Annotated in this window: 14 protein-coding genes; 4 read left to right on the top strand and 10 right to left on the bottom strand. The window is 70.0% G+C overall.

Features of this window, described 5'->3' with window-relative positions; translation table 11 throughout:
- Positions 1-69: 69 nt before the first annotated feature.
- Positions 70-552 (top strand): Hsp20 family protein, encoded by a 483-nt coding sequence (locus JM664_RS10150; RefSeq protein WP_227419786.1) that lies wholly within the window; start codon positions 70-72, stop codon positions 550-552.
- 212 nt (positions 553-764) lie between these two features.
- Here the strand turns inward: JM664_RS10150 and JM664_RS10155 are convergent, their stop codons facing one another.
- Positions 765-2,243, bottom strand: a complete 1,479-nt coding sequence (locus JM664_RS10155) for an NAD-dependent succinate-semialdehyde dehydrogenase (protein ID WP_227419787.1) — start codon at positions 2,241-2,243, stop codon at positions 765-767.
- A 128-nt stretch (positions 2,244-2,371) separates the two neighbouring features.
- Here JM664_RS10155 and JM664_RS10160 point away from each other — a divergent pair, with 128 nt between their 5' ends.
- Entirely contained in the window at positions 2,372-3,148 is a 777-nt protein-coding gene (locus JM664_RS10160) for an alpha/beta hydrolase (RefSeq protein ID WP_227419788.1), read from the top strand.
- Here the strand turns inward: JM664_RS10160 and JM664_RS10165 are convergent.
- A complete protein-coding gene (locus tag JM664_RS10165; protein WP_227419789.1) occupies positions 3,126-4,118 on the bottom strand; it encodes a P1 family peptidase in 993 nt (330 codons plus the stop codon). The two genes, JM664_RS10160 and JM664_RS10165, sit on opposite strands and share 23 nt — an antisense overlap.
- A gap of 116 nt (positions 4,119-4,234) precedes the next feature.
- On the opposite strand from JM664_RS10165, the gene JM664_RS10170 reads away from it, so the two are divergent.
- A complete protein-coding gene (locus JM664_RS10170) occupies positions 4,235-4,822 on the top strand; it encodes a DUF1523 family protein (protein ID WP_227419790.1) in 588 nt (195 codons plus the stop codon).
- Here the strand turns inward: JM664_RS10170 and JM664_RS10175 are convergent.
- Genes JM664_RS10175 through JM664_RS10185 form a run of 3 tightly spaced genes read right to left on the bottom strand, consistent with a single transcriptional unit; the run spans position 4,819 to position 7,738 of the window.
- Positions 4,819-5,688, bottom strand: a complete 870-nt coding sequence (locus JM664_RS10175; RefSeq protein WP_227419791.1) for an NAD-dependent epimerase/dehydratase family protein — start codon at positions 5,686-5,688, stop codon at positions 4,819-4,821. The genes JM664_RS10170 and JM664_RS10175 overlap by 4 nt on opposite strands.
- Positions 5,685-6,512 (bottom strand): glycosyltransferase, encoded by an 828-nt coding sequence (locus tag JM664_RS10180; protein WP_227419792.1) that lies wholly within the window; start codon positions 6,510-6,512, stop codon positions 5,685-5,687. The genes JM664_RS10175 and JM664_RS10180 overlap by 4 nt, the downstream gene beginning before the upstream one ends.
- Positions 6,509-7,738 (bottom strand): NAD-dependent epimerase/dehydratase family protein, encoded by a 1,230-nt coding sequence (locus tag JM664_RS10185; protein ID WP_227419793.1) that lies wholly within the window; start codon positions 7,736-7,738, stop codon positions 6,509-6,511. Before JM664_RS10185 ends, JM664_RS10180 begins: the two co-directional genes overlap by 4 nt.
- Before the next feature lie 98 nt (positions 7,739-7,836).
- Between JM664_RS10185 and JM664_RS10190 the strand changes: the two genes are divergently transcribed.
- Positions 7,837-9,765, top strand: coding sequence for an ExeA family protein (locus JM664_RS10190; protein WP_227419794.1), 1,929 nt, complete (start codon positions 7,837-7,839; stop codon positions 9,763-9,765).
- A 3-nt stretch (positions 9,766-9,768) separates the two neighbouring features.
- On the opposite strand, the gene JM664_RS10195 is transcribed toward JM664_RS10190, so the two are convergent.
- The 5 genes from JM664_RS10195 to deoC form a co-directional block, all read right to left on the bottom strand.
- Entirely contained in the window at positions 9,769-10,821 is a 1,053-nt protein-coding gene (locus JM664_RS10195) for a TAXI family TRAP transporter solute-binding subunit (RefSeq protein ID WP_227419795.1), read from the bottom strand.
- Between the two features lie 25 nt (positions 10,822-10,846).
- Complete coding sequence (locus JM664_RS10200) at positions 10,847-13,243, bottom strand: coiled-coil domain-containing protein (protein WP_227419796.1); 2,397 nt, start codon at positions 13,241-13,243, stop codon at positions 10,847-10,849.
- A gap of 106 nt (positions 13,244-13,349) precedes the next feature.
- Positions 13,350-15,668 carry an aldehyde dehydrogenase family protein gene (locus JM664_RS10205; RefSeq protein WP_227419797.1) on the bottom strand — a complete coding sequence of 773 codons (2,319 nt, stop codon included), beginning with the start codon at positions 15,666-15,668 and terminating at the stop codon, positions 13,350-13,352.
- 85 nt (positions 15,669-15,753) lie between these two features.
- A complete protein-coding gene (locus JM664_RS19010; RefSeq protein ID WP_227419964.1) occupies positions 15,754-16,125 on the bottom strand; it encodes a helix-turn-helix domain-containing protein in 372 nt (123 codons plus the stop codon).
- An 8-nt stretch (positions 16,126-16,133) separates the two neighbouring features.
- Complete coding sequence (gene deoC / locus JM664_RS10215; RefSeq protein ID WP_227419965.1) at positions 16,134-17,123, bottom strand: deoxyribose-phosphate aldolase; 990 nt, start codon at positions 17,121-17,123, stop codon at positions 16,134-16,136.
- Between the last annotated feature and the right edge of the window lie 189 nt (positions 17,124-17,312).

Below are 17,312 nucleotides of genomic sequence, written 5' to 3' on the forward strand. Positions count from 1 at the left end.
GGCAAGACCCGACGGCCCGTTCCTTGTGGAAGGGCCGGCCACGTTATCGCTCGAAGAGGATGACCAGTCATGCGAACATTCGACCTTGCCCCGCTCTATCGCGCCACCGTCGGCTTCGACCAGATCGCCGACCTGATGGACCGGGTTATGACCGACAATGTCGGCGCGCAGACTTACCCGCCCTACAATATCGAGAAGACCGCCGAAGACGGCTGGCGTGTCTCGATTGCCGTCGCCGGCTTCACCGAGGACGAACTCGCGGTCGAAGTCAGGGACAACGCGCTCATCGTCACGGCCAGGAAGGCCGACGAGGAGTCCGGCCGGAACTACCTGCACCGCGGCATCGCGACTCGCGCTTTCGAGCGCCGCTTCGCGCTGGCCGAGCATGTGCGGGTGACTGGCGCCAGCCATGTCAACGGCATGCTGCACATCGACCTCAAGCGCGAGGTTCCCGAGGCGCTGAAGCCGCGCCGCATCGAGATCGCGCGCGGCGACACCGTCGAGTCGAAGGCGGTGGACGCGCAGGTGACGGAGACCGAGCAGGCCGCCTGATCCGGCAGCATTGGCGAACGCCGGGGGCGTGCGGGTAACCGCGCGCCCTTTCGCTTGCGCGACCCGGCGGAAACGCACCGGCCTGCGGCCGGCGCGTTGGACCTTCAGCGGCTCCGCCATTCGGCGGAGCATCGGGTTGGAGCGCTGCGGCGCCGGCAGGCGCCGGGCGGCCGAGGGGTTCGATGCCCCGAAGGCCGCCGCCCCCGTGGGGCTCAGACGGAGAGGCAGACGTACTTCATCTCGGTGTAGTCGTCGATGCCGTGGCGCGAGCCTTCTCGGCCAAGACCGGACTGCTTGACGCCGCCGAAAGGGGCTACCTCTGTCGAGATGAGCCCGGTGTTGACGCCGACGATGCCGTATTCGAGTGCCTCCTGCACCCGCGTCACGCGGGAGATGTCGCGCGCGTAGAAGTAGCTGGCGAGGCCGAAGATGGTGTCGTTGGCGAGGCGGATCGCCTCCTCCTCCGTCTCGAAGCGGTAGAGGGGGGCGAGGGGACCGAACGTCTCGTCGGTGGAGAAGGCCATCTCCTGCGTCGCGCCGGTGACGACGGTGGGCTGGAAGAAGAGGCCACCCAATTCGTGCCTGCCGCCGCCGGTCAGCACCGTGCCGCCCTTTTCCTGCGCGTCCTCGATATGGGACATCACCTTGGCGACCGCATCCTCGTCGATGAGGGGGCCCAGATCGGTGCCGTCCTCCAGGCCATCGCCCACCTTCATCTTGCCGAGGCGCTCCGCGAGCTTATTGGCAAAGGCGTCGTAGATGCCGGCCTGCACGTAGATGCGATTGGCGCAGACGCAGGTCTGGCCGTTGTTGCGGAACTTGCAGACGATCGCGCCCTCGACCGCCGCGTCGAGATCGGCGTCGTCGAAGACGATGAAGGGCGCATTGCCGCCGAGCTCCATGGAGCACTTCATCACCTGGTCGGCGGCCTGTTTCAGCAGGATGCGGCCGACCTCGGTCGAGCCGGTGAAGGAGAGCTTGCGAACCTTCGGGTTCTCGCAGAACTCCTTGCCGGCTTCGGAGGACGAGGTGCTGGGCAGGATCGACAGCACGCCCTTAGGGATGCCGGCCCGATCGGCCAGCACGCCGAGCGCGAGGGCCGAGAGCGGCGTCAGCGATGGCGGGCGGACGACAAAGGCGCAGCCTGCGGCCAGCGCCGGCCCTGCCTTGCGGGCGATCATCGCATTCGGGAAATTCCACGGCGTGATGGCGGCGGCCACGCCGATCGGCTGGCGCAGGACGTGGATACGCTTGTCGGGCGCGTGGCCGGGCACGATTTCGCCGTAGACGCGCTTGGCTTCCTCGGCAAACCACTCGACGAAGCTTGCGCCGTAAAGCACCTCGCCGCGTGCCTCGGCGCGCGGCTTGCCCTGCTCGGCGGTGAGTATGGTGGCGAGATCGTCGGCGTTCTCGACCATCAGGTCGTACCAGCGGCGAAGGATCTGCGCGCGCTCCTTCGCGGTGCGCCGGGCCCAGTCCTTCTGCGCGTCGTAGGCGGCGTCGATCGCCCGTGAGAGCTCGGCGCGCGAGAGGTCGGCGACCTGCGCGATCTCGTCGCCGCGGGCGGGGTTGCTGACGGCGAAGGTGCGGCCACCTTCGGCGTCCTGCCACTCTCCGGCGACATAGGCGCGGGTGGCCAGCAGGGCGGGGTCCTTCAGCAGCGAGGTCAGGTCGGTCTGCTGGTCAAGCATGGTGTCTCCTCGGGCGTGGTGCTCGTCGGCGGCGAGCATAGGGCTTCGGGGCGGACAAGGGAAACGCATCGGCGGCATTGGCGGCGGCAAACGGCGGCGCTAGCGTGCGCGGCGACCGGAGGGCCCCCTTGCAGAACGACGACGCCTACGCCAACGCCACGTACATCCCGGGAGCGGAGACGTATCCGCCCGCCTGGAGCGCCGCCGCGGAAGCATATCGGAGCCGTTCGCGCGCACGGCTCGGTCTGCCCTACGGCGATGGCGAACCAGAGCGGCTGGACCTCTTCCTGCCCCAGCATAGGCCGGCGGGACTGGTGGTCTTCGTGCACGGCGGCTACTGGCGCGCCTTCGGGCGCGAGAGGTGGTCCCACCTGGCGGCGGGGCCGGTGGAGCGCGGGTGGGCGGTGGCGGTCCCGTCCTACACGCTCGCACCACAGGCACGAATCTCCGAAATCACGCGGCAGATCGCGCGCGCGGTCGACGCGGCGGCGGCAGAGGTGGCGGGGCCGGTACGGCTGACCGGCCATTCCGCGGGCGGGCACCTCGTGGCGCGCCTGCTTTGCGACGACGTGCCGCTTGCGGCGGCGCGCCGGCTGGAGATGTGCCTGCCCATCTCGCCGCTGGCCGACCTGCGGCCGCTGATCGCGACGAGCATGAACATTGACCTGCGGCTCGATCCGCGCGAGGCGGCGGCGGAGAGTCCTGCCCTGCAGCCGAAGGCGCGGGACGTGCCGGTGACGGTCTGGGTCGGTGCGGCAGAGCGTCCGGCGTTCCTCGACCAGGCGCGGCTGCTCGCCGAGGCGTGGCAGGCGCCGCTGGTGGTGGAGCCGGGGCGGCACCATTTCGACGTGATCGCCTCGCTGGCGGAGGCGGATGGCGAACTTACCCGGTGCCTTCTCGGCTGATTCCGAAGCGCTCCTGCCAGGACGGCGCGGACGCGCCGCCACTGGCGCGCCAGACCCCACGGGCGACGGCGCGGGCGAGGCAGGTGGCGGCGGCGTGGCCGAGAATCATCGCCTGCAGCGGCCCCTCCAACGGGCGCGCGCCGGTCGAGGCGGCAAACACAAGGTCGCCGTCGAAGGGCGTGTGGCTGGGGACGATTGCGCGGGCCAGACCGTCATGCGCCGCGACCGCCATGCGGCGCGCCTCGGCCTTGGAAAGGGCCACGTCGGTCGCGACCACAGCGATGGTCGTCGCGGTGCCGGGGGTGAGCTTGGTCAGCGGCGGTTCCGGCGCAGGGCTGGGGGCCGTGCCGAAGCCGCCGAACTCGTCCTCAAGCTCCCACGGCGCCGCCCAGAAATGCGGGCCGTCGCCCATGGTCACCGCACCCACGGCATTCACGGCAACGAGCGCCCCCACGGTCGCGCCGCAAGACAGCCGCGCCGAGGCGGAGCCGAGCCCGCCGCGCAGGCCGGCGACGGTCCCGCCGGTGCCGGCGCCCACGCTGCCGAGCGCGAAGTCGGGGCCCGCACCTTCGAGCGCGACGGCCCCCAAGGCGGGATAGGGGTTCGCGGTCCAGGGTGTGCCCTGGCCAAGGTCAAAGAGGATCGCCGCGGGCACGATCGGCACCCGGTGCCCGCCGGCGGCAAAGCCGCGTCCGCGCCGCGCCAGCGCCTCCATCGTGCCCTGCGCCGCCGCAAGGCCGAAGGCGGAGCCGCCGGAGAGAACCAGGGCATCCACCTGGTCCACGAGCGCCGAGGGGTCGAGCAGATCGGTCTCCCGCGTTCCGGGCGCACCGCCCATGACGTGGACAGCCGCGGCGAAGGGCTGCTCGGACGTCACCACCGTGACCCCCGTGCAGAGGTCCGGGTCGGTGGCGTTGCCGACGAGCAGGCCTTCTACGTCGGTCAGCAGGTTGCGCGAACCCGGCCTCATCCTTGGAGGCGGTGTCGGAGGGAGATGCGGCGCCGGATCATGCGGAGAGGATGAGGCGGGCGGGAGCGAAAGATCAAGCCTCGCCCACCGTGGCGCTTCGGGCTAATCTGCGGTGCATGAGATACCTCAACGCCGTCTTCTGGGTCATCATCGCCCTCCTCGTGCTCGCAGCGGCGCACTACACGCTGCCGCAAAACGACGTCGTCCGCATCGTCAACACCGAGGTGCGGCGGGTCGACCTGGGGCAGAACGCCCTCTTCTGGTCGCGCGCGGACTCGGGCGGCGCCACGCTCGACAGTCGTGACGTGCGCTTCATCGAGACGATCCGCCCGGACGGCGAGCCGATGGTCTATCGCAACGAGGATACCGGCTGGGGCTGGCCACCCTACTTCAAGTTCGACTCCGCAAATCTGCAGGCGCGGGCGCAGGACCTCGTCTCGAATCGTGAGGCGCCGCAGTGGGTGGCGGTGCGCCACTATGGCTGGCGCAGCGAGTGGTTCTCGATCTTTCCGAATGCGGTGCATGTCGAGCCGGTCGAGGGTCCGGAGGTCTCGATCTTCCCGTGGCGGGCGGTGATCGCGGTGGTCGCCCTGCTGGTCCTCGTGCTGCTGGTCGCCGTCCTGCTGAGGCTGACCAAGATCGCGGTCCTCGATCCGATCGCGGAGCGGGCCCGGATTCGATGGAATCGGATGCGGGGTCGCTAGTCGCGGATCAGGGCGGGGAGGGTCGCCTTCAGGAGCGGTATTCCGCCAGGCGTCCAGCCGAGGGCGCCTAACCGGGTGGTGTCCATTGCGTTGACCGCGTCTGCGTCGGCATGCTTGGGGAGCTGCCCTTGCCAGCCCGCGACAGAGGCCGCCATCCGGAGCAGGTCGCGCCGATCCAGCAGGATGTCCGAGACGTTGGCGACCTGAGGCGGCGACGGTTCGGTCAGCAGGAGCCGGATCGCGCGCCAGAGGTCGGTGCCATGCACCTCCGTCCCCACACGCGGCTCGATGGCACGAGCCGAGCGGAAGTCGTCGAAGAGCTCGTGCCACTTGTGCCGTTGGCCGGGTCCCGGCGGACCGTAGACGCCGGTGCAGCGCAGGCTGACGGTGGCGATTCCAGATCCGAGCAGCGCGACAAGCGCCTGCTCCGCCTCCAGCTTGACCTTCCCATAGAGAGTGTCCGGCCGTGGCAGCGTCTCCTCCGTCAGGCGAATGCCTGGTGCGTGGCTGCCATAGACGGCTCGGGACGAGAGGAAGATGAAGCGGCCCGCCTTCGCAGCACGAGCCGCCTCGAAGACGGCGCGCGAGCCGGCGAGGTTGCGGTGTCGAAAGCCGTCCGGATCTTCTCCCTCGCCGCCGCGATAGCGCCCCGGCACGTGGTCGAACGCCGCGTGAATGACTGCTTCGGCGCCTGTCAGGTCCGGCGCCTCGCCCAGTGCGAAGCGGCGGTGGGCGACAGGGCTGGAGAAGAAGCCCGGCGCGGGCGCGCGGCGCGACATGACCGTCACCGAATGGCCGTCCGCCAGGGCACCCTCGACAAGGAAGCGCCCGACGAGGCCGGTTCCGCCGGTGACGGCGAGCTTCATGGGACGGGCAGCTGCGCGACGTCCGGCACCGTGCCGTCGCCCGCATAGGCGCGCCATAGGTCGATGAGGGGTGCCAGCGCCTCGGCCTTGTCGTGCTGCTGCCACGGTTTCTCGTACTGGAAGTGGAGGATGCGGATGGCGCGCCAGTCCCAGAGCTCAGGCAGGTTGAACCAGACGTATTGCAGCATGTTGTCGAAGACCGGCAGCCCGTGCCAGTCGGGGAAAAAGTGCTGCAGGAAGGTCTGGTCGGTGCGCCGCCAGAACGCGCCGGGCGTGTCGAGGGAGGCCAGCATCGCGGCGAAAGTGGCCTGCGACGGACGGGCTGTGAAGACGCCGGAGTTCATCCGGTGGAAGTCGCCGAGGCTCTCGTAGACGTTCGGCGCGGCGCAGAACTCGGGGTAGCCGAACAGCCGGTCGACGTTTCTCAGGACCAGCGCGTCGGCGTCGATGAAGACGACGCGTGCGTAGTCGAGCTGCCAGAGCCTGAGCTTGGCGAAATTGTCGAGCGGCGTGTGGAACGGGGGCTTGCCGCCCTTGGTGAACGGTGCCGCCGTGTGCAGGCGGCTGCGGGCGTGCGCCTCGGCGAAGGCGGGCGAGACCGGCAGCAGCTCCGTCCGCACCAGCCGCACGCCGAGTGCGGAAAGCGGCGCCAGCGCTTCGGCCGTCACGCCACCGGTGTGCAGCACTACGAGATCGGCCTCCGTGCCTGTCAGGCGCAGCGAGCGCAGGAGTGCGCGCGCGCCCAGCGCATAGTCCGTGTTGGTGACGAGGGTGACGTAGGCGTAGCGACCCGCCGCAGGCCGATCCGCGGCGAGGTCCGTCAAGCGGTGCCGCCCGAGACCGAGCGGAGCCGCGTTCCCTCCGGGTCACGCTCGACGCGCGAAGCGAGGTCGCGGGTCCAGGCCGAGACGGCGGGGACGCGGCTGCGATCGATCCGGTGAGCATAGCGGCGGGCAACCTCGACGATCTCGTCGAGGAGCCCCTCGGCCAGCGTCGTCGGATCGAGCCCCAGCGCGAGGAACTGGTCGTTCTTCACGACGAGGTCGTTCTCCTCGGCCTCCTTGCGCGGGTTCGGCAAGTAGGCCACGCGGGCCCCCGTCTTCCGCGCCACCAGCTCGGCCAGATCGCGGACGCGGTGCGTCTCGGTCATCTGGTTGAAGATCTTCACCCGCTCGCCCGCATGAGGCGCATCGGCCAGCGCCAGCTCGATGCAGCGAACGCTGTCCTGGATGTGGATGAAGGCGCGGGTCTGCCCGCCCGTGCCGTGGACGGTCAGCGGATAGCCGATCGCGGCCTGGATCAGGAAGCGGTTCAGGACGGTGCCGTAGTCGCCGTCATAGTCGAAGCGGTTGATCAGCTGCTCGTGCCGCCGGGTCTGCTCGGTATGAGTTCCCCAGACGATGCCCTGGTGCAGGTCTGTGATGCGGAGGCCGTCGTTCTGGGCGTAGAACTGGAACAGGATCTGATCGAGGCTCTTGGTCATGTGGTAGACCGAGCCGGGGCGCGTCGGATAGAGGATCTCCTGTTCCGCCTCGCCGTCGGTGGTGTCGACCTTGACCGGCAGGTAACCTTCTGGAATTGCCGCGCCGACGGTGCCGTAGCCGTAGACGCCCATCGTCCCGAGGTGGACGAGGTGTGCGTCGACGCCGGTCTCGACCATTGCCGCCAGCAGGTTGTGCGTCGCGCTGACGTTGTTGTTGACCGTGTAGACCTTGTGCCGGTCGGTCTTCATCGAATAGGGCGCCGCGCGCTGCTCGGCGAAATGGATGATCGCGTCGGGCCGGTGCTCTGCCAGCCAGCCCTTCAGGCGCTCGTACTCCTTGGCGAGGTCGATGAGGTGGAAGTTCAGGCGCCGCCCCGTCACCTCGCGCCAGATGCGGCAGCGTTCCTGAATCGAGTCCATCGGCGTGAGCGACTGCACGCCGAGCTCCGTGTCGATCCAGCGCCGGCTGAGGTTGTCGACGATGTGGATATCGTGGTCGAGATCCGACAGGTGAAGGCAGGTTGGCCATCCGACGAACCCATCGCCGCCCAGTACCGCTATCCGCATGTCTTGCCCTCCGATCCTGCGCTTTCCCGGCCGGAGATGCTTCGCGACAAGTCTCCCGGAGATGCAACCCGAAACTTCGTCGCAAAGGTCCGCGCGACGTGAAACTGCCGTTGCGATTCGCCCACAACCGTGCGCTGTATCGCAGGATGTACGACGAGTTCTTCGGCTTTTCGCGCCGGCCTTTTTCGCTGACTCCAGACCCGGAGTTTCTGTTCTGGACCAGTCGGCATCGCGCTGCCGCGGGCCTTCTTGAGGCGGGCATTCGCCGCCGCTCGCCGATCACGGTGGTCACCGGCGACGTCGGCGCCGGCAAGACAACCCTGATCCGCCACCTTCTCGACACGGCGCCCGACGACCTGACGATCGGGCTGCTGTCGAACGTCATCGGCGAGCAGGGCGACCTCTATCGCTGGATCCTGATGGCGTTCGGCGAGGAGTCCGCGCCCAGCTCCAAGCCGCGCCAGGTCCGGGCGATCCAGGACTTCGTGATCGACGAATATGCCGCCGGCCGCGCGACCGCCCTTGTCGTGGACGAGGCGCAGAATCTCTCGGATGACGGGTTGGAGGGCTTGCGTCTTCTGAGCAACATCAACGTCGGCAAGGACATGCTGCTGAGCCTGGTGATGGTCGGCCAGCCGCTGCTGCGCCGCCGGCTCCAGCAATGGGGGCATCGGCAGTTCGCGCAGCGGGTCGGGGCGACCTATCACCTCGGCCCGATGATGGCGGAGGAGACCGAAGCGTACGTCCGGCACCGGTTGGAGGTTGCCGGAGGCTCCGCCGACCTGTTCGAGAGGGGCGCCATCGCGTCCATCCACGCGGCCGCGTTGGGCGTGCCCCGGATCGTCAACTCCATCGCCAATCTCTGCCTCGTCGCGGCTTTCGGCGAGGGGCTCGAGAAGATCGACACAGCCTTCGCCCGCAGCGTCATCGATGAGGCGCGCGAGCAGGGGATGGTCGCGGCGCTCTGGCAGCCCGAGGCGGTGGAGGCGCTCGATACGGGTGAGATGACGGTCGCACGAGCAGGCGCCTCGAGGGCGACGGCGCCGCAGGTCGTGGTGCCCTTCGGCGGCCCTCGTGGCGCCGCCAGACGTTCGGAGCGTCCGCTTTCGCTGCGCCCCGTGCCGACAACGCTTGCGGCGCCATCTCCGGTCGAGCGGTCCGCGCCGCCAGACGCCGATCCGGTGCAGGAGACGCCCGCGCCAGCGGCGCACGACGAGCCGCACGATCCTGTCGCGGCGACTCCACGCGCAGACGCACCGGTCGAGCCGCAGGAGCGCGGAGCACGCCGGTTGGCGGGGCTTGTCGACGGCGCCCTCACCGGCGCACTCGTGGCCGCCTGCGCTGGCCTGATCCTCACCCCCCTTCTCCGCGAGGTCTCTCGCGTCGGAGGGGAACGTGACCTGCCGGTCGAGGTGTCACGCGCGCCGTCGCGGCCCGCCGGCGATGCGCTGCCTGCCGCTGTGGAAGATCCGGTCATCCCCGCCGTCGCGCCCGCGCCGCTCAGCCCGCGCGACATCGCCAGTCTGGCCTCGTCGCGCTTCATCGACGCGCTGAACATCTCGCTCGAAAGCCCTGTCGAGGGCGCGATCCGGTACGCCCGGTCCGCCCTGCTGGGACATGAACGTGCAGCCTATTATCTCGGGCAAATGTACGAGACGGGCGACGGCGTGGCGATGGACTTCGCCCTGGCGCGGGGCTGGTACGACGAAGCCGGCGCTCTGGGCGAGCCACTGCTCGCGGCTCTGCCCGAGCCGCAGCCTGGCCGCATCACGGCCCCGCGTCCGCTGGCGTCGACCTTAACCGAGAACGGATACCTCGAACTGGTCTGGACCAGCGGACGCGGCGCGGATCCCTCGGCCTATCTGGTCGAATTCGCGGGCGAGGGCAGCGCTGCGATTTACGCCGAGGAGACGACGCTCTCGGCGCTGCGCCTCGCGCCGCCAGCGGGCGCGTCGTCATGGCGCGTCATCGCGCGCGGGCCCAATGGGGAGGAGCGGGCGACCGACTGGCAGCCGCTCCGCCCCTGAAAGTCAACATCCGATCGTGGCGCAGATCTGCGTGCGATAGGCGTCGTTGGCCTGGCTCTCGATGCTCGGGGCGCGGGTCGGCTCGTCACCGCACTGAAGTACGTAATCGGTCGCAAGCCCGTCGTTGACGCAGTCGCCGACTTCCCACCCCGGCGGCAGGTCGTTGAGATCGACCTGCTGCCACTTCGGATGGCCGTTCCCGCGCAGGCGGTCGAAACGGGTCAGGATCAGGTGGGAGATGTCCGCCACCGCCTCGCAGCTCGCCCGGTGGTAGGGGTTGCGGCGCGGATTGTACTCGTAAGTCATCAGGACCGCCTTGACGGCGACGATGTCGATCGCCTCGTCCTGGAAGGGGTAGGCGCCGGCTGGGATCGTCGCCGGAACGTAGACGGCCTGCAGCGTCGGGTCCGAGATCGGCAGCAGGTGGAACCGCTCGCCGTCGATCTGGGGGTTCTGGAACAGCGCTGTCGGCGCGCCGGCCACGTAGAAGAACGCGTCGATCTCGCCCGCCAGCAGCGCCTCGAGCGAGGCATCGGGGCCGATCGTCACTCGCTCCGCCGGCTCTGCGCCGACGAGATCCAGGATAAGCGAGGCGGTCAGGAACGTGCCGCTGTCCTCGACTCCCACCGCAACGCGGCGGCCGCTGAGGTCCTGCAGTCCCTCGACCTCGCGGGTGGCAAGGACATGCACCTCCTCGTTGTAGAGCGGGTACATGATGCGTACCCCGGCGATGGCCCGCGCGATGTCCGGGTCATCGGAGGCGTAGGTCTGGAGATATTCCAGAACGTCGCTCTGGACGATGCCGAACTGGGTGAACCGACGCTTGCGGACGGCGAGGAAGTTCTCGAGCGACCCTGCGCTCTCGACCACGTTCAGTGTCAGCCCGCACTCGGCGGCGACGGCGCTGACGTCGCGTCCGAACTGGATGTAGGTGCCGCTCGGTCCGCCGGTCATGATGTTCTTCTCGAACTCCTGCGCCTCGGCGGGCAGTGCGAGCGCGGTGACCGTCGCGACTGCGGCGGCGATCCGGCTGAGAATGTGTCTGCGCGGGGTCATCTGCGTCTCCGGTCCAGGTTGGTCTTCAGCAGCCGCCGAGGTCGCGCACCAGCGACACGAGCGTCTGACGGTTGATCGTGCCGAACACGCTCTCCAGCGCGTCCGTGGCGCAGGCGCCGTCGACGAGCATCCCGTCGAGCCGGTCGAGCTGCGCAGGAGTCGCCATGCCGAGGCCGGGTGCGCGCCTCAGCGCCGCGCTCACGTCGGGCGCCGATCTGGGTTCGCCCGCCGGTGCGGCCTCGGCGACGGCGGCCGGGCTCGGCTCCGGTTCTGGCTCGGGCGCCGCCTGCTCCAGCTCCTGCATCTGCGCGGTCAGTTCGGCCGCCTGCGCGCGGGCGGCCTCGATCTCCTCGCGCAGCGCAGCCGCCTCCTCATCGAGCGCGGCGAGCGCCTCCTGCCGCTGCGCCTCCTCCTCAGCGAGCGTGGCGGCGGCCTGCCGCCGTTCCTCAAGCTCGGCCTCCGCGGCGTCGAGCTCGCTCTCGACCCGCCTGCGCCGCTCATCTTCAGCCTGCACGATGTCTAGACGCTCGGCCATCTCGTCATCGAGGGCGGCGACCTCTTGCGCCAGCTCCTGCCGGCGCGCCGAAGTCTCTTCCAGCTCGGCCTGTGCGTCGGCCAGGCTGCTCTGTGCCTGCTCGCGCTGCGCCTGAAGGTCTGCCGTCTCGGCCGCTGCCGTCTCGCGCGCGGCCGTCGCCTCCTCCAACGCGGATTGCGCGTCGGCCAGTTGCTGCTGGAGCTCGTTCAAGCGGCCCTGCGCGTCACCGGTCTCGCCGGTTAGTGCCTCGCCCTGCTGGCGGGCCGTGGTGACAGCCTCGGTCAGCTCCGCCAGCCGCGCTTCCGCCGCCTGCGCCTCGTCCTGCGCCGTCGTCAAGGCGGCCTCGGCCTCCGCCGCTGCGGACTCAAGTTCGGCCACGCGCGCCTCCAGCGCAGCCTGCTCCGACGACGCCGCCTCGACGGCCGACTGGCGCGCCGACAGCTCATCTTCCAGCGAGGCAAGGCGCTCCTCCGCCTCCTGCCGTCGCGACTCGAGGTCCTGCAGCGCCGTCTCGCGCTCCGAGAGTGCGGCGGCTGTCTGTTCCAGCCGGTCCTGCGCTGCCTGCAACTCGTCCGTGACCCGGTCACGCTCGGCGGCGGCCGTGGCGGCCTCCTCCCGCAGGCGGTCGCGTTCCTCGCCGAGCGAAGTCAGCGTCACCTGCCTCTGCTCGACCTCGGACGCCAAGCCTTCCGCCTCCTCGCGGAGGGCGGCAAGCTGCTCCTCTGCCTCGCCGACCTGCGTCTGCCGCTCGGCCAGCGTGACGCCCAGCGCTTCCAGCTCCCCTTCGGCCGCGGTGCGCCGGCTTTCGGCTTCCGCCGCAGCGGCTTCCACTTCGGCCGTCTCATCGCGCAAGCGCGTCAAGGCGTCCTCTGCCTCGCTCGCGCCCGCCGCCGCAGCGTCCCGGCGCGACTCCGCGTCGGAGAGGTCGGCTTCCGCGGCCGTTACCTGTTCGCGCAGGGCCGCCAGCCGCTCCTCGGCCTCGGCGGCCGCGGCCTCCGACGCGCGGCGCGCCTCCTCCGCCTGCGCCGCTCCGGTGGCGGCGGCGCGTCGGCGATCCTCGGCTGCCGCAGCGGCATCCGCAGCCGCCTGAGCGCTCTCCGTTCCCGCGCCGACCTCCTCGGCCTGCTGCCGCATCTCCTGGAGCGCAGCCTCGGCCTCCGCCGCCTCGCGCTCGGCCTCCTGCCGCCGGGCTTCGGCCTCGGTCAGCGCCTGCTGCTCGGCGGCGAGCCGCTCCTGCAGGGCCGCAAGATCCTCCTGTGCCGCCGACTGGCCGGCCGACGCGTCCGTCTCGAGCGACTGCAGCGTCGTCTGCCGCTCCTCGATGGCGGCTTCGAGCCGCGCTAGTTCCTCTGCGAGGGCATCGGCCGCGGCCTGCCGCTCCTGCATCTCCGACAGCGCCGCCTCGGCCTCGGACTGTCCGGCGGCCGCCTGTTCCGACGCGGCGCGCGCCGCTTCGGCTTCCGCCTCCAGCGTGCCCAGCGTCTGGCGCGCGGCGGCGATCTGCTCCTGCAGCCCGTCAAGCTCGGCCTGCAGCTCCGCACGCCGCGCTTCGTCCTCCGCCAGCTCGGATTGCCGCTCCTCGATCTCGCTCAGCCGAGTCGCCGCGGCCTCTTCCTCGGCACTCAGGTCCGCGATGCGCGCCTCGGCCTCGGCCAACGCGGCGCGGGTGGCCTCCAGCCGCTCCTGTGCGTCGGTGTGCTGCGCCTCTGCCGCGGCGATGTCGCTTTCGAGCGCCGCGATGATCCTGCGGAAGGACGCAGCGCGCTCTGACAGCGCCTCGACCGAGTCCTCGGCTGCCGCCGGCGGATCCCCCTGTGCGATCGCCTCCGGCACGCCGAATACCGAAAGGACGGCCGCAACCGTCCCGCCCAGGATCATATTCCGCATCGCCGCATCCCCCTTCGGCCCTTGCGGCAAGTAAAGCCGGCAATTTTCCGCCGCACAACCCCGTGATGCAGCGGGGATGTCGATCGCACGGTGAATATCAGGCGGCTCAGCCTTCGCCGTACGGGATCCAGATCGTCCGCACCTCCGTCGCGTGGCCCAAGGCTTCCCGCGCGGGTACGTCGGGTTCGGCGGCGAGCCAGGTGCGCTTGAGGTTGCCGGCCGCCTTGCGCTCGACCACGTTTGCCTCGGCGTCGCCGAATGACCAGACCGCGTCGACGTCGAGGTGGCCCGCGAGCGTCGGCGCAAGCTCGGAGTGACTCCCGGTCAGGATGTTGGCCACGCCCGCCGGAACGTCGGACGTCTCCAGCACCAGGTAGAAGTCCGTCGCCGCCAGCGGGAACGGCTCGGACGCCACGGCGACGACGCAGTTGCCCATCGCCAGCGCGGGAGCGAGTACCGCGACGAGACCGAGCAGCGGCGTCGATGAGGGGCAGAGCGCGCCGATGACGCCCACCGGCGCGTGCATGGCGAGCGCGACGCCGCGCACAGGCACTCCGGCGGCGCGTCCGTCGAGCTTGTCGGCCCAGGCGGCGGCGGTGAACAGACGGTCGATGCTGGCCGCGACCTCCGTCTCGCCCTTGGTCCCGGTCATGTCGCGCAGGCGGGCGGCGAATTCGTCGGCGCGGGCGGAGAGATTTTCGGCGAGGTAGTAGAGGATCTGCGCTCGCGCGTGGCCGGTGGTGCGGGACCAGGACGCGGCGCCGCGGGCGGCCTCGACGGCGTTGCGGACGTCCTTGCGGTTGGCGAGGCTGGCGTGGCCGAGGAGGCGGCCCTTGGGTGACCAGATCGCGCGGGAGTAGCCGCCGTCAGGCCGCGCCTGCTTGCCGCCGATGTAGAGCTTGGCTGTGCGGTCGAGGGGGCCGTGACCGATATCGCCGCCCTTGGGGGCGGGGAACGGCTCAATCCGCTGCGGCTTCGGCGCCCTGGCCGCGGGTTTGGTGTAGGCGTCGAGACCGATCCAGCCTCCCTCGCGGCCGAAGCCGCTCTCGCGGACGCCGCCGAACGGCGCCGCGGCGTCGAACAGGTTGGTGGCGTTGACCCAGACCACGCCCGCCGCGAGCTTCGGCGCCACGTCGAGGGCGAGGTTGACGTTCTCGGTCCAGAGCGTCGCGGCGAGCCCGTAGCGGGTGTCGTTCGCGAGCTGAACCGCCTCGGCCGGCGTTCGGAAGGTGGTGGAGACGAGGACCGGGCCGAAGATCTCCTCCTGCATCAGCCGGTCGGACGGGGCGAGGCCGGTGATCAGGGTCGGCGGGTAGAAGCAGCCCTCGGGGATCTCGACGTTGGCGCGATGGACCTCGCCGGCGCTGCCCTCGACCATCTCGGTGATCGCCTTCAGCTGAACCGGGTCGACCACCGCGCCGACGTCGATGGCCTTGTCGAGCGGATCGCCGACGCGGAGCGTGTCCATCCGGCGCTTGAGCTTGGTGTGGAACGTCTCGGCGACGCTCTCCTGCACGAGCAGGCGGGAGCCGGCGCAGCAGACCTGGCCTTGGTTGAACCAGATGGCGTCGACGAGACCCTCGATGGCGCTGTCGAGGTCGGCGTCGTCGAAGACGATGTAGGGGGACTTGCCGCCGAGCTCGAGCGTCAGCGGGATGCCGCGGCCGGCGGTCGCCTCGCGGATGCGGCGGCCGACGGAGGTGGAGCCGGTGAAGGCGATCTTGTCGACCTCCGCCGCGACGATCATCTCGCCCGGCCGCCCGTCGCCGGTGACGATGTTGAGGACGCCCGGGGGGACGCCCGCCTCGCGGCTGAGGTCGGCGAAGAGGAGGGCGGTGAGGGAGGTGTACTCAGCCGGTTTCAGCACCACGGTGTTGCCCATGGCGAGGGCGGGGGCGACCTTCCAGGCGAGCATCAGCAGCGGGAAGTTCCACGGCACGATCTGGCCGCAGACGCCGAGCGGCTGCCGGTCGGGCAGCTCGGTCGGCATCAGCTGGGCCATGCCGGCGTGGTAGTAGAAATGGCGGGCGACGAGGGGGATGTCGATGTCCCGGCTCTCGCGGATCGGCTTGCCGTTGTCGAGGGTCTCGAGGACGGCGAAGAGGCGGGACTGCTTCTGGACGAGGCGGGCGAGGGCGTAGAGGACCCGCGCCCGGCGGTGGTGGTCCTTCGCCCAGTCCCCCTGCGCCTTCCGCGCCGCCTTCACCGCCACGTCGACATCGCCCTGCGTCGCCTGTGTGACCTGCGCCAGCTCCTCCCCCGTCGCCGGATTGCGGCTGGCGAAGGTCTCGCCCGGCTCGGTGAACGCGCCGCCGATGAAGCAGCCGAACCTACGCCCGTGGCTCTCCAACCAGGCCTGGGCCTCGACTGCGCTCTCGGGAGCGGGGCCGTACTCCATCGTCTTGAAGATGTCGCGGACGTTCATGCGCGGAGCCTTCCTCCCGATACCACCGGAGCCTCCGACCGATGGACACCGTATGGAGACCCGCTTTCGCGGTCGTTTTTGATGTTCATGGCTTCTGCTGCCCTAATGTGCCGTCCACGCCAGCTTCGAAGGGCTCGCGCTCCTGTTGGACGAGTCCCTCGAGCATCGCGAGAACCGTCGTGCGCTGTAATGGATCAAGTCTGAGAAACAGACATCGAAGCCGCGACAAGTCGGCGCCTTCTTCCGATGAAGCGAAGAGGTCAGCCGGCTCGACTTCGAGTGCGCGGGCAATTGATCGAAGTCTCACTGTGTTCACAGGAGTTCGAGACGTTTCGATCTCCGAGAGTTGCGACCGCGATAGTCCCGCAATTGCCGCGAGGCTCTCTTGGGAGATGCGGCGCTCCTTCCTGATGCTCCTTATCCGCAATTCAGGTAGCTCCAAAGTTCTTTTGCCCATCACGACCCTTATCCCGTCGGGTGCCGGTTGGCGGCGGAGTAGCGGCCGGTGACGTGGTGTTCGAGTTGGCGCTCGATGTCGCCCAGCAAGGACGAGGCGCCGAAGCGAAAGAGGTCGGGGCGAAGCCAGCGGTCCCCGAGCTCGTCCTTGATTAGGGCGAGGTAGGTGAGCGCATCCTTGGCCTTGGAGATGCCGCCCGCGGGCTTGTAGCCGACGCGGTGGCCGGTCGCCTCGTGGTAGGCGCGGATGGCGCGGACCATCGTGAGCGTCACCGGCAGGGTCGCGTTGACGCTCTCCTTGCCGGTCGAGGTCTTGATGAAGTCGGCGCCGGCCATCATGCAGACGTGGGACGCACGGGCGACATTGCGGAGCGTGCCGAGCTCGCCTGTGGCGAGGATCGCCTTGACGTGGGCGTCGCCGCAGGCCTGCCGGAACTGCCGCATCTCGTCGTAGAGCGCCTGCCAGTCGCCGGTCAGGACGTGGCGGCGCGAGATGACGATGTCGATCTCGGCGGCGCCGGCCTTCACGCTCTCCTCGATCTCGGCGACGCGCAGGCGGAACGGCGAGAGGCCGGCGGGAAAGCCGGTGGAGACGGCGGCGACCGGGATGCCGGTGCCGCGCAGGGCCTCGACCGCGACCGGGACCATCTCGTGGTAGACGCAGACCGCGCCCGTGTGGATCGGCGGCATCCCGAGCGCGTCGAGGATGTCCTGACGGACCGGGTTCGCGGCCTTGGCGCAGAGGCGGCGGACGCGGCCGGGCGTGTCGTCGCCCGAGAGCGTGGTGAGGTCGATGAGCGTTATGGCGCGGAGGAGCCAGGCAGCCTGCCAGTCCTTCTTTACGGAGCGGCGGCCAGGGAGCGTGGCGGCGCGGCGCTCGATGGCCGAGGTGTTGGCCTGCACGGCACGCACGAGGTCGAGGTCGAGCGGCGTGCCCGGGTTGCGTACCTCCGCTGGAGACGCGTCGGCGCCGGGCAGGGCGTGAACCTCGGAGGGCATGAACCGGCTCATCCGCGCATTTCCTCTGACGCCCGTCGCCGCCCGTGCACGGCAGACTTTCGGGCACTTTCGGTTGCAGGCGGAGAGGGTCGCACGGCCGGAGCAACGGCGCAAGCGGGAGGCGCGACGCCGTATCCGGCCTTCCCCCGGCCGGCCTGTTTGCTTACCAGAACGCATGGGGCCGGCCGG

It is taken from the genome of Roseitranquillus sediminis (assembly GCF_016918935.1).
Lineage (GTDB): Bacteria > Pseudomonadota > Alphaproteobacteria > Rhodobacterales > Rhodobacteraceae > Roseitranquillus > Roseitranquillus sediminis.

Excerpts from the sequence above, each read along its gene's own strand:
- JM664_RS10165 (WP_227419789.1), bottom strand. The coding sequence starts at position 4,118 with ATGAGGCCGGGTTCGCGCAACCTGCTGACCGACGTAGAAGGCCTGCTC.
- JM664_RS10155 (WP_227419787.1), bottom strand. The coding sequence starts at position 2,243 with ATGCTTGACCAGCAGACCGACCTGACCTCGCTGCTGAAGGACCCCGCC.
- JM664_RS10150 (WP_227419786.1), top strand. The coding sequence starts at position 70 with ATGCGAACATTCGACCTTGCCCCGCTCTATCGCGCCACCGTCGGCTTC.
- JM664_RS10200 (WP_227419796.1), bottom strand. The coding sequence starts at position 13,243 with ATGCGGAATATGATCCTGGGCGGGACGGTTGCGGCCGTCCTTTCGGTA.
- JM664_RS10185 (WP_227419793.1), bottom strand. The coding sequence starts at position 7,738 with ATGCGGATAGCGGTACTGGGCGGCGATGGGTTCGTCGGATGGCCAACC.
- JM664_RS10195 (WP_227419795.1), bottom strand. The coding sequence starts at position 10,821 with ATGACCCCGCGCAGACACATTCTCAGCCGGATCGCCGCCGCAGTCGCG.
- JM664_RS10175 (WP_227419791.1), bottom strand. The coding sequence starts at position 5,688 with ATGAAGCTCGCCGTCACCGGCGGAACCGGCCTCGTCGGGCGCTTCCTT.
- JM664_RS10170 (WP_227419790.1), top strand. The coding sequence starts at position 4,235 with ATGAGATACCTCAACGCCGTCTTCTGGGTCATCATCGCCCTCCTCGTG.
- deoC (WP_227419965.1), bottom strand. The coding sequence starts at position 17,123 with ATGCCCTCCGAGGTTCACGCCCTGCCCGGCGCCGACGCGTCTCCAGCG.
- JM664_RS10205 (WP_227419797.1), bottom strand. The coding sequence starts at position 15,668 with ATGAACGTCCGCGACATCTTCAAGACGATGGAGTACGGCCCCGCTCCC.
- JM664_RS19010 (WP_227419964.1), bottom strand. The coding sequence starts at position 16,125 with ATGGGCAAAAGAACTTTGGAGCTACCTGAATTGCGGATAAGGAGCATC.